We start from the raw sequence: 25,634 nt of genomic DNA, 5'->3' as shown, positions 1-25,634 counted from the left end.
CCTGAAAGGGATGTTCATGCATGTCGTCATATTGGCGGGCGGCAAGGGAGTGCGGCTGCGGCCGTACACCTCGGCGCTGCCCAAGCCGCTGGTGCCGATCGGCGAGGAGTACGCGATCCTCGACATCATCCTGCGCCAGCTCGCGGCGCAGGGCTTCACCAGCGTCACCCTGGCCGTCGGCCATCTGTCCCCGCTGATCAGGGCGTTCGTCGGGGACGGCGCCCGGTGGGAGCTGGCCGTCGACTACACCGAGGAGGTCGCGCCGCTGTCGACGATCGGGCCGCTGTTCTCGATCAGGGACCGGCTGCCCGAGCACTTCCTGGTCATGAACGGCGACGTCCTGACCACGCTGAACTACGCCGACCTGCTGCGCGGCCACGCCGCCTCGACGGCGCCGCTGACGGTGGCCACGGCCCCGCGGGTCGTCAAGATCGACTTTGGGGTGCTGGAGGCCGCCGGCGGGCACATCACGGGCTTCAGGGAGAAGCCTCTGCTCAGCTACCTGGTCAGCATGGGCGTCTACGCCCTGTCGCGCGGCTGCATCGAGGGCTATCCCGAGGGGATGGCCTTCGGCTTCGACGACCTGGTGCTCGACCTGCTGGCGCGCGAGCGGCCGCCGGCGGTCTTCGAGTTCGACGGCTACTGGCTCGACATCGGCCGCCCCGACGACTACGACGAGGCGAACGCTCGCTTCGAGGAGATCAGGCCGCTGCTGCTCCCGGAGCCGGAGCGGGCGCTGTGAGGGTGCTGCTGCTCGGCGCCTCGGGGTTCCTCGGCCGCCAGGTCAGGCTGCTGCTGGACAACGACCCCCGGGTCGGGGAGGTCGTCTGCGCGGGGCGGGAGCGGCTCGACCTGCTGGCCGCCGACGTCGCCGCCGTGACCGGCCTGCTGGCCCGCGTCCGGCCCGACGCGGTGCTCAGCTGCGTGGGGCGGATGGCGGGCGGCCCCGACGAGCTGCTGCGCGGCAACGCGGGCGTGGTCGCCCTGCTCGTGGAGGCCATGGCCGCGGTCGCGCCCGCCGCCAGGCTGGTACGGCTCGGCTCGGCCGCCGAGTACGGGCCCACGCCGTACGGGAGCTCGGTCCGCGAGGACGACCCGGCCAGGCCGGTCACCGCCTACGGGGTGAGCCACCTGGCCGGAACCGGGCTGGTCGCCTCAGGACCGGTGGACGGCGTGTCGCTGCGCGTCTTCAACCCGGTGGGGCCCGGCCTCACACCGGTGAACGTGCTGGGCCGGGCGGCCCGGCTGCTGCGCGAGGGCAAGGACGACATCACGCTCGGCCCGCTCGGCGCGATGCGCGACTTCGTGGACGTGCGCGACGTCGCCGCCGCCGTGGTGGCCGCGACCTTCGCGGACCTGGGCGGCGAGCGGATCCTCAACGTGGGGTCGGGGCGGGCGGTGCCGGTCCGCGACGCCGTGGCGCTGCTGGCCCGCGCGCTGGGCTTCGACGGCGGGATCCACGAGATGGCGGGGGGATCCGACCGGTCGGGCGCGGCGCCGTGGAGCCAGGCCGACATCACCCGGGCGATCAAGGTCCTCGGCTGGCGTCCCGTCCACGGCCTGGCCGCGTCGGTCGCGGCCATGGCGGAGGAGCGATGAGGCGGCTCGCCCTCGCCCTGCTGCTCACGGTGAGCGCCTGCGCCTCCGCCCCTGGCGCCGGGGGACTGCTCGACGTCACCTCCTTCACCTACGTGCTGACCGGCTATCCCGGCGGCCGGCTGGACACGGTGGCCGCCGCGCCGCACCGGCTGGCCGTCGTGGACCTGTCGCGCGACGGCACCGCCGCCGGCTACTTCACCGCCGCCGAGATCGCCGCGGTGCGCGAGAGCGGCAAGACGGTGCTGGGCTACTTCGAGATCGGCTCGCTGGAGGAGTTCAGGACGGAGTTCGCGAGCCTGCCCGCCGGGCTGCGGCTGAACGTCTGGCCGGACTGGCCCGACGAGCACTTCGTCAAGTACTGGGACCCGTGGTGGTGGGACCGGGTGATCAGGCCCAGGGTCGACCAGGCCCTGCGGGCCGGCTTCGACGGCGTCTACCTCGACACGCCCCTGGCGTACGAGGAGATCGACCTGGCGCGCGTGCCCGGCGAGACCCGCCACAGCCTCGGCAGGAAGATGACCGATCTGATCGTCCGGATCAGCGCCTACGCCAAGGCCGTCCGCCCCGGCTTCCTCGTCGTCCCGCAGAACTCGCCCGAGCTGCGGCACAACGGCGGCTACACCGCCGCCATCGACGGCATCGGCATGGAGGAGCTGTTCTTCAGGGCCACCGACCGGGCCTGCGCGAAGGAGTGGTGCGCCGGCAACCTCGCCGAGGCCGCCGCCCTGCGCGCCGCGGGCAAGGCCGTCCTGGCCACCGACTACGCCGCCGCCCCCGGCAACCGCCGCGCCGCCTGCGCGGCCTACCGCCGGCACGGGTTCGCGGGCAACGTCACCACGGTCGACCTGGACCTGGTGAGTCCCCCCTGCGGGGTTTTCCCTCGGGAAGGAAAGGAGTGACGATGCCGAAGACCGTCGGCGTTGTCGGCATGGGATACGTAGGCCTGACGCTCACCGCGGCACTGGTCCGCAAGGGTTTCACGGTCCACGGCGTGGACGTCGACCCTGCCGTCGTGGAGGCGCTGTCGCGCGGGCGGATCCACGTGTTCGAGCCGGGCGTGCAGGAGGTGTTCGACGAGCACCTCGGCGGCCGCGTCCGCATCGGCGCGGCGCTGCCCGGCGAGCCGCTGGACGCGGTGATCCTGTGCGTGTCCACGCCCGTCGACCTCGCCACCGGGACACCGCGCCTGGACGGCCTGGCCACCGCCGCCGAAGCGTGCGGGCGGCAGCGCCTGGTGGTGGTGCGATCGACGGTGCCGATCGGCACCAGCCGCTCGGTCGTGCTGCCCCGCCTCGAGCCCGGCACCCGCCTGGTGATGGCGCCCGAACGCACCATCCAGGGGCAGGCGCTGCGGGAGCTGGTCGAGCTGCCCCAGGTGATCGGCGGGCTCGACCAGGACAGCCTCGATGCGGGGGTCGAGCTGTTCGAGGGACTGGCCGACCGGATCGTCCCCGTCTCGAGCCTCGAGGCGGCCGAGATGGTCAAGCTGGCCAACAACTGCCACACCGACCTGATCTACGCCTACGGCAACGAGCTGGCGCTGATCGCCGAGCAGCACCGGCTGGACCCGCTGGAGGTCATCGGCGCGGCCAACCTCGGCTATCCGCGCCCCGACCTGGCCAAGCCCGGCTACGTGGGCGGGGGCTGCCTCACCAAGGACCCGTACCTCATGCGGGCGAGCGCCACCACCTCGCTGGTGGGCCACGCCCGCGCGCTCAACGAGCGCCTGCCGTCCCATGTCGCCGAACGGCTGGTCGCCCTGATCCGTGAGACGTTCGGCGAGACGGACGGCGTCATCCTGTCGGTGCTCGGCTGGGCCTACAAGGGCTGGCCGGCCACGGACGACATGCGCGGCACCCCCGTCGAGCACATGATGCCGGTCTTCACCAGGGCGGGGCTGACCGTCCTCGGCCACGATCCGCTGGTCGCCGACGAGGTCATCGCCCGGTACGGCGGGCGACCCGTCAGCCTCGACAAGGCCTTCGCCGAGTCCGACGCGATGCTGATCGTCAACGACCACCCCGACTACCGCGGGATGACGGTCGGCGACACCCCGATCAGGGTGCTGTTCGACTCCTGGCGCATCCTCGACGCCGACGGGCTCACCGGACGGGGCATCCGCTACGCGGGGATCGGATACACGCGATGAGAGTCCTTCTGCTGGGCGGCGCCGGCTTCATCGGGCTCCACCTCGCCAGGCGCCTGCTGGCCGACGGCCACGCCGTCACCGTCGTCGACGACTTCTCCAGGGGAAGGCGCGACCGCGACCTGGAGGGCATGCCGCTGGACGTGCGCGACGCCGACCTCACCGATCCCGCCTCCTACCGGGCGCTGGAGCACGGCTGGGACCAGATCTACCTGCTGGCCGCCGTCGTCGGCGTCCGCAACGTCGAGCGGGACCCCGCCCGGGTGCTGCGCGTCAACACCCTGGCGCTGATGCACCTGCTGGACTGGATCAGGCCCGGCGAGCCGCTGTTCTACGCCTCCACCAGCGAGGCGTACGCGGGCGGCGTCACCGCCGGGCTGGTGCCGGTGCCGACGCCCGAGAGCGTCCCGCTGGTCATCGAGGACGTGGCGGCGCCGCGCTTCTCCTACGCCATCAGCAAGCTGCACGGCGAGGCGGCGGTCCTGCACGGCGCGCACGCCGTCGTGGGCCGCTTCCACAACGTGTACGGGCCGCGGATGGGCGCCGACCATGTGATCCCCGAGCTCGCGCTGCGCGCCCTGCGCGGCGAGAACCCGTTCCGGCTGTACGGCGGCGAGCAGACGCGGGCGTTCTGCCACGTCGAGGACGCGGTGGAGGCGATGGTGCGGCTGATGGCGACACCCGCGGCCTTCGGGCGGATCGTGCACATCGGCGACGACACCGACGAGACGACCATCTCCGACCTGGCCAAGCTGGTGCTGCGGCTGGCGGGCGGAGACCCGGTCATCGACCCGGTGCCCGCGCCGGCCGGCTCGGTGGCCCGCCGCTGTCCCGACATCTCCCTGCTGCGGGAGCTGACGGGCTTCGAGCCGCGGGTGCCCCTGGAGGAGGGGGTCAGGCGGACGTTCGACTGGTACCGGCGCATCTCGCCCGGCGCCTGACCCTCGTGGCCGCGCCTGCCGGGACCGCGATCCCGTCCCGGCAGGCCGCGGGTCCGGCCGGGCGGCGGGCGGCGCTCAGCTGTCCTGGAAGTCCGGTGGCACCATCACGCGCACCCCGTTGGGCACCACGCGCAGCCTGATCGGGGTGCGCAGCCGTACCTCGCCGTCGACGTCGGCGGCCATCGGCGGCTCGGTCTCCAGCAGCATCTCGCGCCCCATCACGAACGGCCCGCCGGCCAGGCTGCGCCACCTGCCGGTGGTGGCGCGCACCAGCGTCTCGCCGAGCAGCCGCAGCTTCTTGCCGGAACCGAGCTGGTAGGCCACCAGCATGCCGTTGTCGATGCTGATGTCGCGGGCCACCTGCCAGCCGCCGTGGAAGCGGCCGTTGGCGATGTTGAGCTGGTCGGTGAGCAGCTCGTGCCGCTTGCCGTCGACGGTCAGGACGGCGCGGAACGGCTTGTGGCCCGGGATGATCGTCAGGGCGGTCAGCGGGTAGGCGGGGCGGCCGAGGATGCGCTTGAGCCACGGCTTGACCGTGCCGGCGACCTCGACCGAGACGCCGAAGCTGGCCAGGTTGGCGAACGGCCGGTCCTCGGCCATACCGAGGTCGATGTCGGCGACCTTGCCGGTGTCGAAGACCCGGATGGCGCCCGCCAGGTCGAGCGGCAGGCCGAGGCTGCGGGCGAAGTTGTTGGTGGTGCCGAGCGGCAGCACGCCGAGGGCCACGTCGCGGTGGGCGACGTGGCGGACCGCCGACGACAGCGTGCCGTCGCCGCCACCGACCACCAGCAGGTCGGGCTTGGTCTCCAGCGCCCTGTCCAGGTGCGCGCGCAGCCGCTTGGGGTTGACGACGGAGTACTCCGCCAGCGGCTCGAAGCCGAGCGCGTGGATCTGGTCCAGCACCTCGAAGTAATGGCGGCGGCCACGGCGGGAGCGCGTGTTGATCACCACGGCGATCCTGCGGTCCCTGCGGATGGCCTCGGTGTGCTCAGCCTTGCTGCGGAGCTCGGTCATGGTTGACATGGTAGGGCCGCCGGGCGCCTGGCCCGGCGGCCGGTGATCGCCGCGTGCGCATGGGGATCCCGGCATGGCCGCCGCCGGCGCCCTCTCAGAGCAGCCCCCGCCGGAGAAGCAACGCCAGAACAGCAACGTCAGAACAGCCCTGTCACAACAGCCCTGTCACAACAGCCCTGTCAGCACAGCAGCACGGCGGCGACGACCGTGCCGGCGATCGCGGCGCCGTAGCAGGCGACCGCGAGGGCGCGGTCGAACCTGGCGATGCCGAGGATCTCCTCACTGGTGAACCTGATGCGGTGGGCGGCGTGGGACAGGCAGAGCGCCACGACGACGACCAGCGCCAGCCGTACCGGGACGGGGTCGAGCAGCGCGGCGAGCCGCGCCTGCGCCGGCCAGTCGAGCACGCCCAGGGGCATGAGCACCCCGAACAGCAGGACCAGCACCGGCAGCAGCAGCGCGGCGACCACGCCGCCGGCGCTGAACAGCAGCCACAGGTACGGCTCCGGCGTGCGTCTCATCGCAGCACCGCCCACGCCAGGACGGCCGAGACCAGCAGCCACGCGGTGTGGTTGCCGCCCTGGATCATGAAGGCGGGCACCCGCCAGCCGTCCAGCCTGACGACGGTGGCCTTGGGCGCCAGGTTGAGGAAGGTGACCGCGTGGAAGGCGGTGGCGGCCAGGGCGAGCACGTTGAGCGCGATCATCCACGGCCGCGCGGCCAGGGCGGCGAACTCCTGCAGCGTGCCGCCGGTGACGGCGGCGACCAGCAGCAGCAGGTAGGCGACCGTCCAGGCGACGAAGAGGCTGGTCAGTTCCCTGGCGACGAAGAGCGCGTAGGAGCGCGAGCGCAGGAACCACAGCCGGTCGCGGGGCGGCCGGTAGGCGCCGGCGGCCGTCATCGCCTGCTCCACGGCAGGACCGACCGCATGGCGGCGGTGACCTTGTAGCGCTGGATCGCCTCGGCGGGGTCGACGTGCTTGGGGCAGACCCTGGTGCACTCGCCCACGAACGTGCAGCCCCACACCCCCTCGTCGCCGCCGAGCAGGTCGAGCCGGTCGCCCTGGTCGCGCGAGTCGAGGTTGTAGCGCTGGGCGAGCGCGATGGCCGCCGGGCCGAGGAAGTCGGGGTTGAGCACGTAGACCGGGCAGGCCGAGTAGCACAGCATGCAGTTGATGCACATCGAGTACTGCTTGTATGCCTCGAGCTGCTCGGGCGTCTGGGCGTACTCGGCGGTCGGCGGCAGCTCCTCGCCCTCCCTGATCAGCCAGGGCCGCACGTGTGAGAGCTTGGCGAGGAAGTCGTCGATCTCCACGACCAGGTCGCGGATGACGGGGAAGCCCTTGAGCGGCTCGATCCTGACCGGTCCGCCGCCGAACTCGGTGAGGAAGGTGCCGCAGGTGAGCCTGGGCTTGCCGTTGACGTTCATGCCGCACGACCCGCACACGCCCATCCGGCACGACCACCGGAACGTCAGCGTGCCGTCCAGCCGGTCCTTGACGTGGTTGAGGCCGTCGAGGACGGCCCAGTCGTCGCGCATCGGCACGTCGAAGGACTCGAACACCGGTTTCTCGTCCCGTTCGGGGCGGTACCGGCTGATCTCCAGCCTGATCGTGGCCGGGGCGTCCCGCACGGCGGGCCGGGCGGTGTCCGACCCGGTGTCCAGCCCGGTGTCCCGCGCGGTGTCCTGCGTGCCGTCCCCGCCGGCCGGCGCCGGCTCCTGGCTCGACCTGGTGCTCATCGGCCTCCCTTCCCCATCGCCCCTTCTTCGTCGCCCCGTCTTCAATCGCCCCGTCTTCAATCGCCCCGTCTTTTGTCGACCCTTCGCTCCGCCACCGGCGGCTCAGTCACGGCCGTACACCCGCCGGCCGGGCGGCCAGCGGGTGAGCGTGACGGGCAGCAGGCCGACCGACGGCAGGCCGGACGGCGCGCGCTGGACCAGGGAGTGGGCCAGGAACTGCGCGTCGTCGCGGGCCGGGAAGTCGAGCCGCTGGTGCGCGCCTCTGGACTCGGTCCTGCCGAGCGCGCACGCCACGATCGTCTCGGCGACGTCGAGCATCGCGTGCAGTTCGAGCAGCGAGAGCAGCTCGGTGTTGAACGTGGTGCTGTCGTCGTCCACCCGGGCGTCCACCGCGCGTTCCCGCAGCGACGCCAGCGTCTGCGCCGCCTTGGCGAGCGTCTCGCCCGTCCGGTAGATCCCCGCCGCGCCCTCCAGCGTCTGCTGCATCTCCTCGCGCAGGTCGGCGATCCTCGGCCCGGTGCCGCCGCCGTCCAGCGCGCGCCGCAGCCGCCGCCGCTCGTCCTCCCCCTGGCCGCGGACGGCCGCGACCTCGCCGCCGCGGTGGGCTGCGGCGAACCTGGCCGCCGCCGCGCCCGCCCGCGCGCCGAAGACGAGGATCTCGGGCAGCGAGTTGGAGCCGAGCCGGTTGGCCCCGTTGATGCTCACGCACGCCGTCTCCCCCGCCGCGAACAGGCCCGCGATCGGGGTGGCGCCGTCGAGGTCGGTGTGGACGCCGCCCATCATGTAGTGCACGACGGGCCGGACCGGGATCAGGTCGGTGGCGGGGTCGAGGTTCTGGTAGCACCTGCACAGCTCCCTGACGAACGGGATCCGCGCCTCGATCTTCGCCTCGCCGAGGTGGCGCAGGTCCAGGTAGACGACGGGGCCGTAGGGCGTCTCGGCGGTGCGGCCCCTTTCCTGCTCGCCGACGAAGGCCTGCGAGAGGCGGTCGCGGGGGCCGAGCTCCATGCTGCGCAGCCGGGGCGTGTCGGTGGGCTGCCCGAGGTCGTAGTCCTGCAGGTAGCGGTAGCCGTCCTTGTTGACCAGCCAGCCGCCCTCGGCGCGGGCCGCCTCGGTGATGAGGATCCCGGTGAACGGCAGGCCGGTCGGGTGGTACTGGACGAACTCCATGTCCTTCAGCGGCGCGCCCGCCCGGTAGGCCAGCGACATGCCGTCGCCCGTCTTGATCGCCGCGTTGGTGGTGAACGGGAAGACCCGCCCGCAGCCGCCGGTGGCCAGGATGACGGTCCTGGCCGCGATCGCCTCGACCCGGCCCGTCCTGATCTCGATGGCGACCACGCCGTGGACGCGGCCGTCGTCGACGATGAGCCGGGTGACGTACCACTCGTCGTACCTGACGATCTCCTGGTACTTCAGCGTGGTCTGGAAGAGGGTGTGGAGCAGGTGGAAGCCGGTCTTGTCGGCGGCGTACCAGGTGCGCAGGCGCTTCATGCCGCCGAACGGCCGGACCGCCACGCGCCCGTCGGGCTCCCTGCTCCACGGGCAGCCCCAGTGCTCGAGCCGGATGAGCTCGCGCGGCGCCTCGGCGACGAACGCCTCCACCGCGTCCTGGTCGCACAGCCAGTCGCCGCCCGAGATGGTGTCGTAGGCGTGCTCGTCGAGGGTGTCTCCGATGCCGATCACCCCGGCCGCGCCGCCCTCGGCCGAGACCGTGTGGCTGCGCATGGGGTAGACCTTCGACACGACCGCCACCGTCAACGAGGGGTCGGTCTCGGCGACCGCGATCGCCGCCCGCAGACCGGCCCCGCCTCCCCCGACAATGAGCACGTCGATCATGTGTCAGCTCCCGTGGTCGGGCTGGTCCTGATCCCGGATGCGCCTGCCGTCGTGGCGGATGACGCTGAGGTGGATGCTGCCGTCGTGATACTCGTGCCGGATCCTGCGGCATCCGCAGTCGAAGTACTGGTCCTTGATCACCAGGCCGTAGCCGTCGTCGTCGACCAGCCGTTCACCGCCGGATTGGCGACCGCAGGGCGCGGTCTCCGGACTGAAGGGAGTGCGTGTACCTGTCATCGCCGATCTCCCTAGATTGGCGAAACGTCCTTTTCCACGTAAGCACCGGGCCGGGGATCGGGCTAGCCCCGATCTGGTACGGCCCGCCACGTCATGGTGGGCCGCCGGGCCCGCGTTCCTCGGCGCCCAGCTCGGCCGCCCGGACCTCGTCGACCTGGCGAGACTGCGCGGCCACGCGCGGGTAGTGCAGGTCGAAGGCGGGCCGTTCGGAGCGGATCTGCGGGATGCTCACGAAGTTGTGCCGGGGCGGCGGGCAGGAGGTGGCCCATTCCAGTGAGCCGCCGTAGCCCCACGGGTCGTCGATGGTGATCTTGGGTGCGGTGCGCCAGGTCTTCCAGACGTTGTAGAGGAACGGCAACGTGGAGGCCCCGAGCAGGAAGGCGCCCACCGACGAGATGAGGTTCAGGGTGGTGAAGCCGTCGGTGGGGCTGTAGTCGGCGTAGCGGCGGGGGAAGCCGACCATGCCCAGCCAGTGCTGGACGAGGAAGGTGGTGTGGAAGCCGATGAACAGCGACCAGAAGTGCACCTTGCCGAGCCGGTCGTCGAGCATCCGCCCGGTCATCTTCGGCCACCAGAAGTAGAAGCCGGAGAACATGGCGAACACGACGGTGCCGAAGACCACGTAGTGGAAGTGGGCGACGACGAAGTAGCTGTCGCTGATCTGGAAGTCCAGCGGCGGGGAGGCGAGGATGACGCCGGTCAGCCCGCCGAGCAGGAAGGTGACGAGGAAGCCGATCGCGAACAGCATGGGGGTCTCGAAGCTCAGATGGCCGCGCCACATCGTGCCGACCCAGTTGAAGAACTTCACCCCCGTGGGCACGGCGATGAGGAACGTCATGAACGAGAAGAACGGCAGCAGGACCTGGCCCGTCGCGAACATGTGGTGCGCCCACACGGTCATCGACAGGCCCGCGATGGCGATGGTGGCCCCCACCAGGCCGATGTAGCCGAAGATGGGCTTGCGGCTGAAGACCGGGATGACCTCGGTGACGATGCCGAAGAACGGCAGCGCGATGATGTAGACCTCCGGGTGGCCGAAGAACCAGAACAGGTGCTGCCACAGCATCGCGCCACCGCTCTCGGGGGCGAAGACGTGGGTGCCGAGCTTGCGGTCGGACTCCAGCACGAGTAGCGCGGCGGCCAGCACCGGGAAGGCCATGAGCACGAGCATGCTGGTCAGCAGCGTGTTCCAGGTGAACAGCGGCATCCTGAACATCGTCATGCCGGGCGCTCGCATGCCGATGATGGTGGTGATGAAGTTGACCGAGCCGAGGATCGTGCCGAGCCCGGACATCGCCAGGCCCATGATCCACAGGTCGCCGCCGGGGCTCGGCGAGAACGTCGCGGTGGACAGCGGGGCGTAGGCGAACCAGCCGAAGTCGGCCGCGCCGCCGGGAGTGGCGAAGCCGGCCAGCACGATTATGCCGCCGAACAGGAACAGCCAGTACGCCACGGCGTTCAGCCGCGGGAAGGCCACGTCGGGCGCGCCGATCTGCAGCGGCATGATGACGTTGGCGAACCCGGCGAACAGCGGCGTGGCGAACAGCAGCAGCATGATCGTGCCGTGCATGGTGAACAGCTGGTTGTACACCTGCTGGGTGACGAACTCCAGGCCCGGCTGGGCCAGCTCGGCCCGGATGATCATGGCCATGACGCCGGCGACGAGGAAGAAGACGAACGAGGTGATCAGGTAGAGGTACCCGATGACCTTGTGGTCGGTCGTCGAGAGCCACGCGGCGATGACGGTGCCCGTGTGGCGTCGTCTGACCTGCTGCATCGAGGTCTCGCGAACTGTCGTCACGGTTGCTCCCCCTCCACGCGGAGTGTTGCCCCGATCACTCCATTTGACGCCAATGCCCGCCGTACCGGAAGCCATCTGCTCGTTTTTCTCGTGGTCGTGCTGACCTGGGCTTCCTCACTACCCCGGCGGTCACGGGGGATGCGTGACGACACACTCTCTGTGCGACTCCCTCTGTGCGACTCCGGCGGCGGACCTGGGCCTGATGACCGTCTCGGCGGCCGTCTTCCATCAGTCGGAACACTGGTCTAATCTTCGGAACATGATCGACCCTGGAACGCCGCCAGGTGAAGACCGCCTCGTCGGCGCCGACCGGGTGCTGGCGGTGCTGCGGCTGCTGGCCGAGCGGCCCGAGGGTGTCGGGCTGGAGGAGATGGCCAGGGCGGTCGGCAGCCCCAAGCCCACCGCGCACCGGGCGCTGGCCGCGCTGCGCCGCGCGGGGCTCGCCGTCCAGGACGGCCGGGGCCGCTACCTGCTGGGCGACGAGTTCCTCAGGCTCGCCTTCACCCACCACGAGGCGCGGCCCGACCACGTCAGGATCAGGCCGGCGCTGGAGCGGCTGGCGGCCCGCTTCGGCGAGACCGCGCACTACGCGGTGCTCGACGGACACGAGGTCGTCTACCGGGCCAAGGTGGATCCGCCGTCCGGCCCGGTGCGGCTCACCTCCACCGTCGGCGGCCGCAACCCGGCCCACAGCACCGGCGTCGGCAAGCTGCTGCTGGCCTGGGCGCTACCCGACGACGCCGCGGTGACGGCCTGGGCGCGCGCGGCCCCGCTGGAGCGCCGCACCGCACGCACCAGGACCGGCCTCGCCGAGCTGTGCGCGGAGCTGGCGGCGGTGCGCGAGCGCGGCCACGCGCTCGACGACCAGGAGAACGAGGAGGGCGTCACCTGCGTGGCCGTCCCCGCCTTCCTGACCTCCGCGACCACGCCGAGCGGAGCGGTCAGCGTCAGCGCGCTGGCCTACCGCACCCCGCTGACCTCCCTGGTGGAGGCGCTGCCCGACATCCACGCCATCGTGAAGGAGCTGCGATGATCGCCGACCGGCTGTCCACCGAGACCTACGAGCTGGCCGAGGGGCCGCTGTGGGACCCCGTGGCCGAGCGGCTGCTCTGGGTCGACATCCCGACCGGCAGGGTCCTGGAGGGCGCTTTCACGGCCGGCGACCTGCGGGTGGCCAGGACGCACACCCTGCCGGGCACCGTGGGCGCGGTCACGCCGGCCGCCGACGGCTCCCTGCTGGTCGCGGCCCGGGACGGCTTCGCCACGATCGGCGAGCGGATCACGATGGGGCCGAGGGTGCTGCCGGAAGGGGTGGCCAGCCGGCTCAACGACGGCCGGTGCGATCCGGCGGGACGCTTCCTCGCCGGCAGCCTCGCCAAGGACGACCGGCAGGGCCAGGAACGGCTCTACCGGCTGGAGCTCGACGGCACGGTGAGCGTGCCGGCCGACGGCCTGACCGTCTCCAACGGCCTGGGCTGGTCGCCCGACGGGCGGACGATGTACCACGTGGACAGCATCCCGGGCGTGGTGTGGGCGCAGCCGTACGACGTGGAGTCGGGCCGCGTCGGCCCGCGCGCGGTGGCCTTCGAGGTGAACGACGGGCTGCCCGACGGCATGGCGGTCGACGTCGAGGGCAACCTGTGGATCGCGGTCTGGGGCGTCGGCGAGGTCCGCCGGTACTCACCCGGCGGGCGGCTGCTCGGCGCGGTGAAGGTCGGCGCGCCGAAGACCTCCAGCGCGGCCTTCGTCGGCACCACCCTGGTCGTCACGACCGCGGGCGGGGGGCTGTTCGCGGCCGACGCCGGCATCACCGGCCTGCCCGCCACCCCCTGGCAGGGCCGGACGGACTTCGCCACCCACTGACCGCGCCACCTCCCGGGCGCCCGGCCACCGACCGCGCCGCCTCCCGGGCGCCTCGTCGATGAACGCGCCTCCTTCCGGGCGCCTGGTCGACGAACGCGTCTGTTCCCTGCGCCCCTCCACTGACCGCGCCTCCTTCCGGCGCCTGGCCATGAACGCGGCGACCTCGGCCGGCGCCCCGTCCGCGCCGGTCTCGTCAAGCCTCGTGGCGGGCGCCCGGGGACATCACCTGACGGCCTCGCCGGCGCTCATGCCGCCGGCCAGGGCATCAGCCGAACAGCGATCGGCGGCGCCCCGCCCCGAGGTTGCCCCGCCCCAGCGGTCGTCTCCATGGCGGTCGTCTCCATGGCGGTCATTTCCATCACGGTCGCGAACGCGACGACCGTGGGGCGCGGCGTACGCCGGGTCCTACAGTTTGACCATGGGGACGACGACGGGGAAGACACCGGGAAAGGCGGGCTCGCCGCGCAGGGCCGACGCCGAGCGCAACATCGCGGCGATCCTGGCCACGGCCGCGCGGCTGCTGAGCGCCGACCCGAACGTCAGCGTGGCGGAGATCGCCAAGGAGGCGGGCGTCGGCAGGGTCACGCTCTATGGTCATTTCCCCTCCAGGGAGTCGCTGGTCGACGCCGTCCTGCAGGAGGCCGTCGACAACGCCGAGGCGGCGCTGTCCGGCCTCGAACTCGACGCCCTGCCCGCCGCGCAGGCGATGGACAGGCTGATCGGCTCCTCGTGGGAGATCCTCGACCGGCACCGCCGCCTGTTCGTGGCGGCCGACAGGGCGCTGCCGGCCGAGCGCATCCGCGAGCGCCACGGCAGGCCGCTCGCCCGGGTGGAGCGGCTGGTCGAGCGCGGCATGGACGAGGGCGCCTTCCGCACCGACCTGCCGCTGTCGTGGCTGGTCACGACGTTCTTCGGGCTGCTGCACAACGCGGCGGGCGAGATCGAGGCGGGCCGCCTGCCGCGTGAGGTCGCCGCGGATGTGCTGACCAGGACGCTCCGCTCGGTGCTCGCCGCCTGACATCACGCTGGACATACCCGCCCTCCGTATGCTTGCCTCATAACTCGAACACTACTGTACGAGTTAGCGGAGAGGGGTTCCCCCATGCTGCTGGTCCTGCTCTGCCTGGCCCAGTTCATGCTGATCATCGACATCACCGTCGTGCAGGTGGCGCTGCCGTCCATCGGGGCCGACCTGGAGCTCGGCCGCGAGGCGCTGACCTGGGTCGTCACGACGTACACCCTGTGCTTCGGCGGGCTGATGGTCCTCGGCGGCCGGCTCGCCGACACCTTCGGCGCCCGGCGGACGCTCATGACCGGGCTCGCCGTCTTCACGCTGGCCTCGCTGCTGTGCGGGCTGGCCCCCGGCGGCGGCCCGCTGATCGCCGGGCGCGCGCTGCAGGGGGTCGGCGCGGCGCTGCTGTCGCCCGCCGCGCTGGCCGTCATCACCGCCGCCTTCCACGGCGAGCGCCGTACCAGGGCGCTGGCGGTGTGGGCGGCCATCGGCGGCACGGGCGCCGCCGTGGGCGTGCTGCTCGGCGGCCTGCTGACCGCCGGTCCCGGGTGGGCCTGGGCGTTCTTCGTGAACGTGCCCGTCGGCCTGGCCGTCCTGGCCGCCCTGCCCGCCGTGCTGCCGGCGTCCGCGCCCGCCCGCCCGGCCGGGCGACGGCTGGACGTGCCCGGCGCGCTGCTGGTCACCGCCGCGACGGCGCTGCTCATCTACGGGCTGGTCGCCGCGGGCGAGGCCGGATGGGGGACGGCGGGGCTGTGGCTGGCCGCCTCCGCCGCCCTCTACGCGGCGTTCGTGTGGGTGGAGCGGGTGTCCGCGGCGCCGCTCATGCGCGCGGGGACGCTGGCCAGGCGCCCGGTGCTGTCGGGCACGTTCGTCATGCTGACGGCGACGGGCCTGATGCTCGGGCTGTTCTTCCTCAGCTCGCTCTACCTGCAGCGGGAGCTGGGGTACGGCGCGCTGGAGACGGGCCTGCTGTTCCTGCCGGTGGCGATCGCGATCACGCTCGGCGCGCACCTGGGCGGACGGCTGGTCGGCAGGGTGGGCGGCCGTCCGGTCGCGGTGGGCGCCTTCGTGCTCACCGCGGCGGGCGCGGCCCTCATGACCCGCGTCTCGCCCGAGGCGGGCGTCCTCACCACGCTGCTGCCGGGATTCGTGATCGCCGCCTTCGGGATCGGCCCCGCCTTCGTCACCGCGACGGCGACGACCATGGCCAACGTCCCGCCCGGCGAGGCGGGCGTGGCCTCGGGGGTGATCAACATCTTCCACGAGCTGGGCGGCTCGATCGGGGTCGCCCTGGTCTCCAGCCTCGCGGTGGGCGGCTTCCCCTCGGCGCTGGCCTGGTGCGCGGGCGCGGCGGCCGTCGCGGCCGCCGCGGCGATCGCCCTGGTGCCCGCGGGCCGGCCCGCCGCGCTCGTCGGCCACGGGCACGGGCATGTGCGACACGACGTGGCCGCCGGACAGGACCACGGGCACGGGCACGGGCACGGCTAGCATGAGACGGACCCCAAGGAGGTTGATCATGTCGTTCGCCGTGCTGGGCAGTGTTCTCGGTGACGCCGCGGCTCGCGCTTCCTCGCGGAGGTCCGTGACCCGCTGACCCGTCCCCTCCGCGTCGAAGTGCTCTTCATCGACATCTCCCATCGATCAAGAGGAGCACGCGATGCTCGACGTCCACTGGACCGAGGACGGCCGCCTCCAGGCGGCGGGATGGCGCTCGCCCGAGCCGCCGCCCGCCGTCCTGGTGCCCGCCGACGACACGATGAACGCCCGCACCGCCTACCGCCTGGCCCGTGAGGGCACCGGGCTGGTGTGGCGGGGCGACTACCACAACGCCAGGCAGTTGCTGCGCGCCCTGGCCCGTCGCGCCGACACGGGCCGCACGCCGCCCGCCGGTTTCCACGAGTACCGGCGGGCGCGCGCCGCCAGGGCCCGCCTGCTGGCCAGGCTGCTGGTGCCGCTGGCCGCCGACCTGTCGGTCCCCCTGCGCCGGGCCCCCGACGTACGGCAGGCGTGCGCGGAGGCCTACGGCCGCCCCGCGGGCCCCGTGCTGGTGCCCCTCACCGAGTTGCTCGGCGTGATCGGCGCGCACGAGTGGCGCGTGAAGGGCGTGCCGGTGCCCGCGCTCGGCGCCCGGATCCACCCGCACTACGGCGTCTTCTCCCCTGTCCGCGGCGAGTACGTGGACCTGGTGGCCCGCGCGCCGCTGCCCTCGCGGACGGCCGCGTTCGACGTCGGCACCGGCACCGGCGTGCTGGCCGCCGTGCTGGCCGTGCGCGGCGTCCGGCGGGTGGTGGCCACCGACGTGGACGAGCGGGCGGTGGCCTGCGCCCGCGACAACCTGGACCGCCTCGGCCTCGGTGACAGGGTCGAGGTCGGCAGGCGCTCGCTGTTCCCCGAGGGCAGGGTCCCGCTGGTGGTCTGCAACCCGCCGTGGCTGCCCGCCACGCCGCGCACCGCGCTCGACCACGCCGTCTACGACGGGGACGGGCGGATGCTCGACGGCTTCCTCAGCGGCCTGGCCGGGCACCTGTCACCGGGCGGGGAGGGCTGGCTGATCCTGTCCGACCTGGCCGAGCACCTGGGCCTGCGCACCAGGCGGGAGCTGCTGGCCGCGTTCGACGGCGCGGGCCTGCGGGTGGCGGGACGGCTGGAGGCCCGGCCGCGCCACCGGCGCGCCGCCGACGCCGCCGACCCGCTGCACGCGGCGCGCGCCGCCGAGGTGACCTCGCTGTGGCGGCTGACCCGGTGACCGGGCTGGTGCGTCGTTATCGTTTCGACACCCACTATTGTTCGTTGTCCCAGCCTAGGAAGGAACATCCCGTGACCCTCGACGAGCTGACCGCGCAGCGCGAGCAGGCCGCCAGCGACTACGACGCCCTCGTGCGGCGGGGCCTGAAGCTCGACCTGACCAGGGGCAAGCCCTCACCGCGCCAGCTCGACCTGGCCGACGGGATGACCGGTCTGCCCTCGACGCACCTGGCGGCCGACGGCAGCGACTGCCGCAACTACGGCAACCTGCAGGGCCTGGCCGAGGTGCGCGAGCTGTTCGCCGCTGCGCTGCAGGTGCCCGCCGCGCAGCTGCTCGCGGGCGGCAACTCCAGCCTGGCGATGATGCACGACACGATCGTCTTCTCGATGCTCAGCGTGCTGCCGGGGGCCACGCGCCGGTGGGCGGACGAGGAGGAGATCGTCTTCCTGTGCCCGGTGCCGGGCTACGACCGGCACTTCGCGCTGTGCGAGCGCTTCGGCATCAGGATGGTCCAGGTGCCGCTGACCGCTGAGGGCCCCGACATGGACGCCGTCGAGCGGCTGGTCGCCGACGACCCGCGGGTCAAGGGCATCTGGTGCGTGCCCAAGTACAGCAACCCCTCGGGCGTCACCTACAGCGACGAGACCGTGCGCCGCCTGGCCGCGATGCCGGCCGCCGCGCCCGACTTCCGCATCTTCTGGGACAACGCCTACGCGGTGCACCACCTCACCGACACGCCCGCCGAGCTGGCCGACCTGCTGGCGCTGTGCGAGGAGCACGGCAACCCCGACCGCGCCTTCGTCTACGGCTCGACCTCCAAGGTGAGCCTGGCCGGCAGCGGCGTGGCCTTCTTCGGCTCCTCGCCGGCCAACGTCGCCTGGTACCTCGGCAACCTGTCGAAGCAGAGCATCGGCCCGGACAAGATGAACCAGCTGCGCCACGTGGAGTTCCTGCGCGACGCCGAGGGCCTGGCCGCGCACATGCGCAGGCACGCCGAGCTGGTCTGGCCGAAGTTCGAGACCGTCGACAGGATCCTCACCAAGGAGCTGGGCGGCACGGACCTGGCCACCTGGTCGGCGCCCACGGGCGGCTACTTCATCAGCCTGGACGTGCCCGAGGGCTGCGCCCGCGAGGTCGTCGCCAAGGCGAAGGCGGCGGGCATCGCGCTCACCCCTGCCGGGGCGACGCACCCCTACGGCGACGACCCGGCCGACCGCACGATCCGCATCGCCCCCACCTACCCCGACCTGGCGGAGCTGGAGGAGGCGATCACCGGCCTGACCGTGTGCGTCCGGCTGGTCGCGACCGAGAAGCTGCTGGCGCGCGGCTGACGGCCGCTTCGGCTTCAGGTGCGGGGACGCTTGCCGTACCTGAAGCCGAAGATGTACTCACGGGTCTCGCTCGGGTGGAAGGCGACGCCGACCCCCGGCTCGAAGGCGACGTTGTCCCGCGAGCAGTAGAAGAGCTCCTGCCACACCAGGAGCGCCTGCTCGCGGGCCGGCGCCTCGGCCTGGTCGCGTTTGCGCGCGCCGTGCGCGCCGAGGACGAACATCAGCCCGAACCACCAGAAGACGCCCGTCACGCAGAACGGCCCCAGCAGGTCCACCAGCAGGTTCGTCTTCTCGGTCATGGCCAGGGTCAGCGCGAGCACCACGTGCGCCAGCGCGGCGAAGCCGAGCATGACGTAACCCTGGTGGCGGGCGCGGGGCACCTCGTGCCTGGCAGGGAAGGACAGCCACACCGCCAGCTGTGTCCTGGTCATGGGGTGCTTCCTGGTGCCGATGAGCGAGGCGGCGGGAAGGTCGACGACGGCGCGTTCCTTGGGCATGCTGGCGCGCCCGAGGTGGAAGCTCGTGCCCTCGGCCACGGCCCCCGGCACCGACGTCACCCTGTCGGCAGAGCCGCACTCCGGACAGGACAGATCCATCCGGGCAGTCTGGCCCTGACGTACGGCTGGCGCAAATCGGGCCGTAAAGTCCTCAACGTGATTGAGGCACTTGTGAAGAGCCTTCCCGAGGGAAGGGTGCTGACCGACCCCGACGTGGTCGACTCCTACGCACGCGACCGCACGTTCCTCGAGCCTGGCAAGGCTCTCGGGGTGGTTCTGGCCACCTGCCGCGACGACGTCGTGACCACCATGCGGTGGGCCACCGAGCACCGGGTGCCCGTCGTGCCGCGCGGCGCCGGCACCGGCCTGGCGGGCGCGGCCACCGCCAGCGAGGGCTCGATCGTGCTGTCGCTGGCCCGGATGACCGCGATCCGCGAGCTGAACCCCGCCGACGAGATCGCCGTCGTCGAGCCCGGCGTGATCACCGCGGACCTCGACAGGGCGGCCAGGCAGCACGGGCTGATGTACGCGCCCGACCCCTCCTCCTACGAGATCTCGACCATCGGCGGCAACCTGGCCACCAACGCGGGCGGGCTGCGCTGCGTGAAGTACGGCGTGACCCGCGACTCCGCGCTCGGGCTCGAGGTGGTGCTGGCCGACGGCCGGATACTCAACACCGGCCGCCGCACCGTCAAAGGCGTCACGGGCTACGACCTGACCGGCCTGTTCGTCGGCTCGGAGGGCACCCTCGGCGTCATCACCTCGGCGACCGTACGGCTGCGCCGTGCCCCGATCGCCCCGCCGGCGACGATCGCCGCGGAGTTCGGCTCGCTGCGCGACGCCGCCGCGGCGGTCTCGGCGATCATCGCGGCCGGCTGCCAGCCGTCCCTGATGGAGCTGCTGGACCGGGCCACGCTGAAGGCGATCGACGACTGGCGCAACATCGGCCTCGAGGACGCCACCCAGGCCATGCTGATCGGCCAGTCGGACGCCTCCGACGGCCAGGCGATGGCGGCGGTGATGCAGGAGCTGTGCGAGGCGAACGGCGCCTCCTTCGTGGCGGTGTCGTCCTCGCCCGAGGAGACCGAGGACCTCATCGGGATCAGGCGCATGGCCTACGAGGCCAAGGAGCGCCTCGGCGCCTGCCTGGTGGAGGACGTGTGCGTGCCGCGGTCGAAGCTGCCCGACATGATCACAGCGGTGGAGGCGGCGGCCGCGCGCCACGACGTGATGATCTGCACGGTGGCCCACGCGGGCGACGGCAACCTGCACCCCGTCTTCATCTTCGAGCACGGCACGCTGGAGCCGCCCGCCAACGTGTGGGCGGCGGCCGACGAGGTGTTCAAGGCGGCGCTGGAGCTCGGCGGCACGCTGACCGGCGAGCACGGCGTCGGGCTGCTGAAGCGGCGCTGGCTCGGGCTGGAGGCCGGCCCGGTCGTGACCGAGGTGCAGAAGGGCATCAAGCAGGTCTTCGACCCGCTCGGCATCCTCAACCCGGGCAAGGCGATCTGAGCGTCGTCGCGCCGGACGCCGGGCGGGCGTGACCTGCGAGGTGGAGGCCGGTACGGAGTTCGTGCCGGCCTCTGACTGCACCCAGTCGATCGCAATCCGGACACATCGTCAAACCCGGGGGACGACCCACGAACCACACTGATAACGTTTTGCCCCACCTATGACGGAATACGGGGGTTCGACGTGACTCAGTTCCAGCCGTTGGCGGCTGACGACCCGCGTCGGCTGGGTGTGTTCGAGATCACCGCGCGGCTCGGCGAGGGCGGGCAAGGCGTGGTCTACCTGGGCAAGGGCCCGGCAGGCGAGCAGGTGGCGGTCAAGCTCCTGCACAACGCGCTGGTGGCCGACGCCGACGCGCGCACGAGGTTCCTGCGCGAGGTTGCGGTGGCGCAGCGGGTGGCCCGGTTCTGCACCGCGCCCGTGCTGCACGCCGATCTGGAGGGCAGCCGGCCGTACATCGTGACGGACTACGTGCCGGGGCCGTCCCTGCGGCAGCTGGTCGACCAGGAGGGACCGCGCAGGGGCGCGGCCCTGGAGCGGCTGGGCATCAGCACGGCCACCGCCCTGGCGGCCATCCACCGCGCGGGCATCCTGCACCGCGACTTCAAGCCCGCGAACGTGCTCATGGGGCCGGAGGGCCCCGTGGTGATCGACTTCGGCATCGCCCGCGCCCTGGACTCCCCGGGCGCGACGGCCACGGGCATGGCCATGGGCACGCCGGCCTACCTCGCCCCCGAGCAGCTGAGCGGCGCGCCGGTCTCGGAGGCGGCCGACGTGTTCGCCTGGGGCGTCACGATGGTGTTCGCGGCGACGGGCAAGCCCGCTTTCGGCTCCGACTCCATCCCCGTGGTCATGAACCGGATCCTGAACGAGGAACCGGAGATCAGCGGGCTGGACGGGGTGCTCGGCGGGCTCGTGGCGGCCTGCCTGTCCAAGGACCCCTCGCTGCGGCCCACGGCCGAGCAGCTGGTCGCGCGTCTCACCGGCCAGACGACCGGCGAGACGGCGCTCGGGGTCCACCAGACCGGCAGCACGCTGCCGCCGCCGTTCCCCCAGCCCGGACAGCCCGGACAGCCCGGACAACCCGCCGCGCACCCCCCGGCACCGGCAGGCGGCCAGGCCGCCCCGGTCGGTGGCCAGCCCGCCCCGGCCAACGGCCGGCCCGCCCCTGTCGGCGGCCAGCCCGTGCCGCCGCCCGGCGCGCCCGGGGGCCCGCCGGTGCCGCCTGGCGGCCCCGCCGTGCCGCCGCAGCCCTTCGCGCCCGGCGCTCCCCCGCCCGGCACCGCCGTCCCCGGCCAGCGCCCGCCGTCCGGCGACACGGCGCCCTCCGGCGGCCCGAGCGCCCGCCGCCGCACCGTGACCGTGGCGCTGTCGGCCGCCGCCGCCGGCGCGCTCCTGCTGGGCGGCACCGTCGTGTGGGCGAACGCCGGCAAGGCGGTCCCGGCGGAGCTTGTCGCGGTGGACTCCCCCGCCAGCGGGACCGACCAGGACCCGGCGGCCAGGAACCAGGCGGGCCCGAACCAGCCGGCGCAGAACCAGCCGGGGCAGGACACCACCGTGGCGCCCACCGACGTGCTGCCGCCCGACGCGCAGCCGACCGAAACCGACGTCATCCCCGAGCTGGTGGAGGCCACGCCCGGGCCCGAGGCGACCGCGTCCGGGCCGAAGGAGCGGGACGTGCCGTCGGTGTCGGTGCCGCACACCACGGTGCCGCACGCCACGGCGCCTCCCACCCAGCGCCAGCAGCCGCGGCCGACGGCGGAGCCGACCAGGAAGAGGCCGACGGCCAAGCCGACCAAGAGCACCGGGCTGGTCGACCCCGACCCCGACCCGACGGGGTTGACGGAGCCGACGACCGGCGTCGCCTACGGCCAGCCCAGCACCAAGCCGACCGCCAGGCCCACGGTGAAGCCCACCGTGAAGCCCACGGTGAAGCCGACGACCACGGCGAAGCCGAGCCCGTCGCCGAAGCCGAACCCCTACACGGCGACCGGCGTCTGCGGCGCGGGCTACAAGGTGATCAACTCGCACGCGCTGGGCACGAAGGCCACGGTCTACCTGCTGTACAACACCAGCGCGGGCAAGAACTGCGTGATCACCATGTCCAAGTACGTGGTGCCCGCCAAGGTGTCGATGAACGCCGTCCTCCAGGTGCAGGGCGGCGCCAGCGGCGCCAACCCCGGTTCGTACACCGCCTACGCCGGGCCGCTGCGGCTGGCGGCGGTCAAGAAGTGCGTGATCTGGGGAGGCTCCTGGGGCACGCTGTCGTGGAAGAGCGGCTGGAGCCACTGCGGCTGAGCCACCCCCGCTGACCCGCTGAAGGGCCCGGCGGACGCCTACCCGCGTCCGCCGGGCCCTCGGCGTTGCCGGGGGCTTCCACGGGCATCACCCCGTTGCTACATTGTTGACGTGATCGTCAAGTCTGAGACGCTGACCGCGCGCGGGCGGCGGACCAGGGCCGCGCTCCTGCAGGCGGGGCGCGAGGCGTTCGAGCAGCACGGCTACGACGCCGTGCGCATCGACGACGTCTGCGCCAGGGCCGGGGTCTCCCACGGCACCTTCTACACCTACTTCGACTCGAAGGAGACGCTGTTCGGCGAGGTCGCGGGCGCGGCGGTCGGCGAGATGTTCGCCGCCAGCGTCGTCGGGCCCGCCGCCCCCGACGACCCCTACGCCCGCGTCGAGGCCGCCAACCAGCTCTACCTGCGGGCATGGGCGGCCAACTCGCGCCTGCTCAGGATGCTGGAGCACATCGCGACCGGCGACGACCGCTTCCGCGGGCTGCTGCTGGAGCTGCGGGAGGTGTTCGTCCGGCGCGGCGCCGAGGGCCTGCGCCGCCTGCAGGAGCAGGGGCTGGCCGATCCCGACCTCGACCCCAGGCTGACGGCCATCATGCTGGGCGGCATGGTGGAGCACTTCGCCCACGTGTGGCTGGACCTCGGCGAGCGCGCCGACGAGCGCACCGCCGTCGACCACCTGACCAGGCTCTGGGCCAGGGCGATCGGGCTGACGCGGCCGTCAACTTCCGAGCCGGACCCGCCGCTGACACGGACATCGACTTCCGAGCCCGACCCGCCGCTGACACGCACATCGACTTCCGAGCCCGACCCGCCGCTGACACGGACGTCGGCTTCCGAGCCCGACCCCCGATCGAACGAGCCCGGCCCCCCATCGAAGGGGACGTCGGCTTCCGAGCCCGAGCCGCCGTTCGTCCGGCCGGCGGACGGCGGCGGCGGAGGATGCATGTCCGGCAGCGGCGGAAAGGAGGACAGGTGATCATCAGCAGGCTGGATCCCACCGATCCGGACTACCAGGGCCGCAGGCGCGCCATGCTCGCCAAGCTCGCCGACCTGGACGCCGAGCACGCCAAGGCCGTCGCGGGCGGCGGCGAGAAGTACGTGGAGCGCCACCGCGGACGGGGCAAGCTCCTGGCGAGGGAACGCGTCGAGCTGCTCATCGACCCCGACTCCGCCTTCCTCGAACTGTCCCCGCTGGCCGCCTGGGGAAGCGACTTCCCCGTGGGCGCGAGCGTGGTGACCGGCATCGGCGTCATCGAGGGCGTCGAATGCGTGATCACGGCCAACGACCCGACCGTCAGGGGCGGCGCGTCCAACCCGTGGACGCTCAGGAAGACCCTGCGGGCGGCCGACATCGCGCTGCGCAACCGCCTGCCGTACGTGAACCTGGTGGAGTCGGGCGGCGCCGACCTGCCGACGCAGAAGGAGATCTTCATCCCCGGCGGGCAGATCTTCAGGGACCTGACGCGGCTGTCGGCCGCGGGCGTCCCGACGATCGCGCTGGTCTTCGGCAACTCCACGGCGGGCGGCGCCTACGTGCCCGGCATGAGCGACTACGTGGTGATGGTCAAGGGGCGCGCGAAGGTGTTCCTGGGCGGCCCGCCGCTGGTCAAGATGGCCACCGGCGAGGAGTCCGACGACGAGTCGCTCGGCGGGGCCGAGATGCACGCGCGCGTCAGCGGCCTGGCCGACCACCTGGCCGCCGACGAGCACGACGCGCTGCGCATCGGCCGGGGCATCGTCAGGTCGCTGCGGTGGCGCAAGCTCGGCGTCGGCCCGCGGGCCGTACGGGAGCCGGCGTACCCGGAGGAGGAGCTGAGGGGGATCGTCCCCGAGGACCTCAAGGTGCCCTTCGACCCGCGCGAGGTGATCGCGCGGGTGGTCGACGGCAGCGACTTCGAGGAGTTCAAGCCGCTCTACGGGCCCAGCCTGGTCACCGGGTGGGCGATGCTGCACGGCTACCCGGTGGGCATCCTCGCCAACGCGCGCGGCGTGCTGTTCAGCGAGGAGGCGCAGAAGGCCGCGCAGTTCATCCAGCTGGCCAACCAGACGCGCACGCCGCTGCTGTTCCTGCAGAACACGACCGGCTACATGGTCGGCAAGGACTACGAGCAGGGCGGCATCATCAAGCACGGCGCGATGATGATCAACGCGGTGTCGAACTCGACGGTCCCGCACCTGACGGTCGTCATGGGCGCCTCCTACGGGGCGGGCAACTATGGCATGTGCGGGCGCGCCTACGAGCCCCGCTTCCTGTTCTCCTGGCCGAGCGCGAAGTCGGCCGTGATGGGTCCCGCGCAGCTGGCCGGCGTGCTGTCGATCGTCGGCAGGCAGGCGGCGCAGGCGCGCGGGCAGATCTACGACGAGGAGGCCGACGCGGCGATGCGGGCCATGGTGGAGGCGCAGATCGAGCAGGAGTCGCTGCCGTTCTTCCTGTCCGGCCGGCTCTACGACGACGGGGTCATCGACCCGCGCGACACCCGCACGGTCCTCGGGCTGTGCCTGTCGGCGATCAACAGCGCGGCCGTCCCCGAGGCGGCGGGATTCGGGGTGTTCCGGCCATGACCCATCCCGCGAACGGGCGGCCCGCCATCACCAGGCTGCTGGTGGCCAACAGGGGCGAGATCGCCCGCAGGATCTTCCGCACCTGCCGCGAGCTCGGCATCGAGACGGTCGCGGTCTTCTCCGACGCCGACGAGGGCGCTCCGCACGTGGCGGAGGCCGACCTGGCCGTACGGCTCGGCAGGCCGTCGGCCTACCTCGACGCCGACGCGCTCGTCGCGGCGGCGCGGCGGGCGGGCGCCGACGCGGTGCACCCCGGCTACGGGTTCCTGTCGGAGAACGCCGGCTTCGCCCGCGCCGTGATCGCGGCGGGCCTGACCTGGGTGGGCCCGCCGCCGGAGGCGATCGCCGCGATGGGCTCCAAGATCGAGGCCAAGCGGCTGATGGCCGGGGCGGGCGTGCCCGTCCTGCCGTCGCTGACACCCGGCACGGCCCAGGCACGGAAGGACGCGGCCCGGGCACAGGAGGACGAAGCCGGGGCACAGGAGGACGCGGCCCGT

Annotated in this window: 24 protein-coding genes; 16 read left to right on the top strand and 8 right to left on the bottom strand. The window is 72.7% G+C overall.

Annotated features, from left to right (window positions below):
- Window positions 1-16 precede the first annotated feature (16 nt).
- From ACWDLG_RS32595 to ACWDLG_RS32575, 5 genes are read left to right on the top strand one after another with little or no spacing between them, the layout of a single operon-like run.
- Window positions 17-742 carry a sugar phosphate nucleotidyltransferase gene (locus ACWDLG_RS32595; protein ID WP_354907268.1) on the top strand — a complete coding sequence of 242 codons (726 nt, stop codon included), beginning with the start codon at window positions 17-19 and terminating at the stop codon, window positions 740-742.
- Window positions 739-1,599 (top strand): NAD-dependent epimerase/dehydratase family protein, encoded by an 861-nt coding sequence (locus tag ACWDLG_RS32590; protein WP_449927494.1) that lies wholly within the window; start codon window positions 739-741, stop codon window positions 1,597-1,599. Before ACWDLG_RS32595 ends, ACWDLG_RS32590 begins: the two co-directional genes overlap by 4 nt.
- On the top strand, window positions 1,596-2,498 hold the full coding sequence (locus tag ACWDLG_RS32585; RefSeq protein ID WP_449927491.1) for an endo alpha-1,4 polygalactosaminidase: 903 nt from the start codon (window positions 1,596-1,598) through the stop codon (window positions 2,496-2,498). Before ACWDLG_RS32590 ends, ACWDLG_RS32585 begins: the two co-directional genes overlap by 4 nt.
- A 2-nt stretch (window positions 2,499-2,500) precedes the next feature.
- Window positions 2,501-3,748 carry a nucleotide sugar dehydrogenase gene (locus ACWDLG_RS32580; RefSeq protein WP_449927488.1) on the top strand — a complete coding sequence of 416 codons (1,248 nt, stop codon included), beginning with the start codon at window positions 2,501-2,503 and terminating at the stop codon, window positions 3,746-3,748.
- Window positions 3,745-4,686, top strand: a complete 942-nt coding sequence (locus tag ACWDLG_RS32575; protein WP_449927485.1) for an NAD-dependent epimerase/dehydratase family protein — start codon at window positions 3,745-3,747, stop codon at window positions 4,684-4,686. Before ACWDLG_RS32580 ends, ACWDLG_RS32575 begins: the two co-directional genes overlap by 4 nt.
- A gap of 75 nt (window positions 4,687-4,761) precedes the next feature.
- On the opposite strand, the gene ACWDLG_RS32570 is transcribed toward ACWDLG_RS32575, so the two are convergent.
- The 7 genes from ACWDLG_RS32570 to ctaD all read right to left on the bottom strand — a co-directional run bounded on the left by ACWDLG_RS32570 (window position 4,762) and on the right by ctaD (window position 11,290).
- On the bottom strand, window positions 4,762-5,700 hold the full coding sequence (locus ACWDLG_RS32570; RefSeq protein WP_354907274.1) for a diacylglycerol/lipid kinase family protein: 939 nt from the start codon (window positions 5,698-5,700) through the stop codon (window positions 4,762-4,764).
- A 179-nt stretch (window positions 5,701-5,879) separates the two neighbouring features.
- Window positions 5,880-6,221, bottom strand: coding sequence for a fumarate reductase subunit FrdD (gene frdD / locus ACWDLG_RS32565; protein ID WP_449927481.1), 342 nt, complete (start codon window positions 6,219-6,221; stop codon window positions 5,880-5,882).
- Window positions 6,218-6,601, bottom strand: coding sequence for a hypothetical protein (locus tag ACWDLG_RS32560; RefSeq protein ID WP_354907276.1), 384 nt, complete (start codon window positions 6,599-6,601; stop codon window positions 6,218-6,220). Before ACWDLG_RS32560 ends, frdD begins: the two co-directional genes overlap by 4 nt.
- Window positions 6,598-7,440: a succinate dehydrogenase iron-sulfur subunit gene (gene sdhB / locus ACWDLG_RS32555; RefSeq protein ID WP_449927476.1), complete on the bottom strand. Its 843-nt coding sequence runs from the start codon at window positions 7,438-7,440 to the stop codon at window positions 6,598-6,600. The genes ACWDLG_RS32560 and sdhB overlap by 4 nt, the downstream gene beginning before the upstream one ends.
- 102 nt (window positions 7,441-7,542) lie before the next feature.
- Window positions 7,543-9,276, bottom strand: coding sequence for a fumarate reductase (quinol) flavoprotein subunit (gene frdA, locus ACWDLG_RS32550; protein ID WP_449927473.1), 1,734 nt, complete (start codon window positions 9,274-9,276; stop codon window positions 7,543-7,545).
- Window positions 9,277-9,279: 3 nt separating this feature from the next.
- Window positions 9,280-9,513, bottom strand: coding sequence for a hypothetical protein (locus ACWDLG_RS32545; RefSeq protein ID WP_449927470.1), 234 nt, complete (start codon window positions 9,511-9,513; stop codon window positions 9,280-9,282).
- Between the two features lie 91 nt (window positions 9,514-9,604).
- A complete protein-coding gene (gene ctaD / locus ACWDLG_RS32540) occupies window positions 9,605-11,290 on the bottom strand; it encodes an aa3-type cytochrome oxidase subunit I (protein WP_449927741.1) in 1,686 nt (561 codons plus the stop codon).
- Window positions 11,291-11,573: 283 nt separating this feature from the next.
- Here ctaD and ACWDLG_RS32535 point away from each other — a divergent pair, with 283 nt between their 5' ends.
- The 6 genes from ACWDLG_RS32535 (at window position 11,574) to ACWDLG_RS32510 (ending at window position 18,266) form a co-directional block, all read left to right on the top strand.
- Entirely contained in the window at window positions 11,574-12,347 is a 774-nt protein-coding gene (locus tag ACWDLG_RS32535; protein WP_449927467.1) for an IclR family transcriptional regulator, read from the top strand.
- A complete protein-coding gene (locus ACWDLG_RS32530) occupies window positions 12,344-13,177 on the top strand; it encodes an SMP-30/gluconolactonase/LRE family protein (RefSeq protein WP_449927464.1) in 834 nt (277 codons plus the stop codon). Before ACWDLG_RS32535 ends, ACWDLG_RS32530 begins: the two co-directional genes overlap by 4 nt.
- Before the next feature lie 418 nt (window positions 13,178-13,595).
- The gene (locus ACWDLG_RS32525) at window positions 13,596-14,195 is read left to right on the top strand and encodes a TetR/AcrR family transcriptional regulator (protein ID WP_449927461.1); all 600 of its coding nucleotides are present in this window, start codon (window positions 13,596-13,598) and stop codon (window positions 14,193-14,195) included.
- An 84-nt stretch (window positions 14,196-14,279) separates the two neighbouring features.
- The gene (locus ACWDLG_RS32520) at window positions 14,280-15,677 is read left to right on the top strand and encodes an MFS transporter (RefSeq protein ID WP_449927458.1); all 1,398 of its coding nucleotides are present in this window, start codon (window positions 14,280-14,282) and stop codon (window positions 15,675-15,677) included.
- A 169-nt stretch (window positions 15,678-15,846) separates the two neighbouring features.
- Window positions 15,847-16,935: a methyltransferase gene (locus tag ACWDLG_RS32515; RefSeq protein WP_449927455.1), complete on the top strand. Its 1,089-nt coding sequence runs from the start codon at window positions 15,847-15,849 to the stop codon at window positions 16,933-16,935.
- Window positions 16,936-17,006: 71 nt separating this feature from the next.
- Window positions 17,007-18,266 carry an aminotransferase class I/II-fold pyridoxal phosphate-dependent enzyme gene (locus tag ACWDLG_RS32510; RefSeq protein ID WP_449927452.1) on the top strand — a complete coding sequence of 420 codons (1,260 nt, stop codon included), beginning with the start codon at window positions 17,007-17,009 and terminating at the stop codon, window positions 18,264-18,266.
- 14 nt (window positions 18,267-18,280) lie between these two features.
- Here the strand turns inward: ACWDLG_RS32510 and ACWDLG_RS32505 are convergent, their stop codons facing one another.
- Window positions 18,281-18,862 carry a hypothetical protein gene (locus ACWDLG_RS32505; RefSeq protein ID WP_449927450.1) on the bottom strand — a complete coding sequence of 194 codons (582 nt, stop codon included), beginning with the start codon at window positions 18,860-18,862 and terminating at the stop codon, window positions 18,281-18,283.
- A gap of 57 nt (window positions 18,863-18,919) precedes the next feature.
- Between ACWDLG_RS32505 and ACWDLG_RS32500 the strand changes: the two genes are divergently transcribed.
- The 5 genes from ACWDLG_RS32500 to ACWDLG_RS32480 form a co-directional block, all read left to right on the top strand.
- A complete protein-coding gene (locus tag ACWDLG_RS32500) occupies window positions 18,920-20,275 on the top strand; it encodes an FAD-binding oxidoreductase (RefSeq protein ID WP_354907289.1) in 1,356 nt (451 codons plus the stop codon).
- Between the two features lie 183 nt (window positions 20,276-20,458).
- Entirely contained in the window at window positions 20,459-22,573 is a 2,115-nt protein-coding gene (locus ACWDLG_RS32495) for a protein kinase domain-containing protein (protein WP_449927446.1), read from the top strand.
- 111 nt (window positions 22,574-22,684) lie between these two features.
- Window positions 22,685-23,551, top strand: a complete 867-nt coding sequence (locus ACWDLG_RS32490; RefSeq protein ID WP_449927443.1) for a TetR family transcriptional regulator — start codon at window positions 22,685-22,687, stop codon at window positions 23,549-23,551.
- The gene (locus tag ACWDLG_RS32485) at window positions 23,515-25,137 is read left to right on the top strand and encodes an acyl-CoA carboxylase subunit beta (RefSeq protein WP_449927440.1); all 1,623 of its coding nucleotides are present in this window, start codon (window positions 23,515-23,517) and stop codon (window positions 25,135-25,137) included. The genes ACWDLG_RS32490 and ACWDLG_RS32485 overlap by 37 nt, the downstream gene beginning before the upstream one ends.
- A partial coding sequence (locus ACWDLG_RS32480) for a biotin carboxylase N-terminal domain-containing protein (RefSeq protein ID WP_449927437.1) occupies window positions 25,134-25,634 on the top strand: 501 nt, incomplete at its 3' end. The genes ACWDLG_RS32485 and ACWDLG_RS32480, both read left to right, overlap by 4 nt.

Source organism: Nonomuraea sp. NPDC003727 (assembly GCF_053586935.1).
This window is presented reverse-complemented; position numbering and strand designations above follow the sequence as displayed.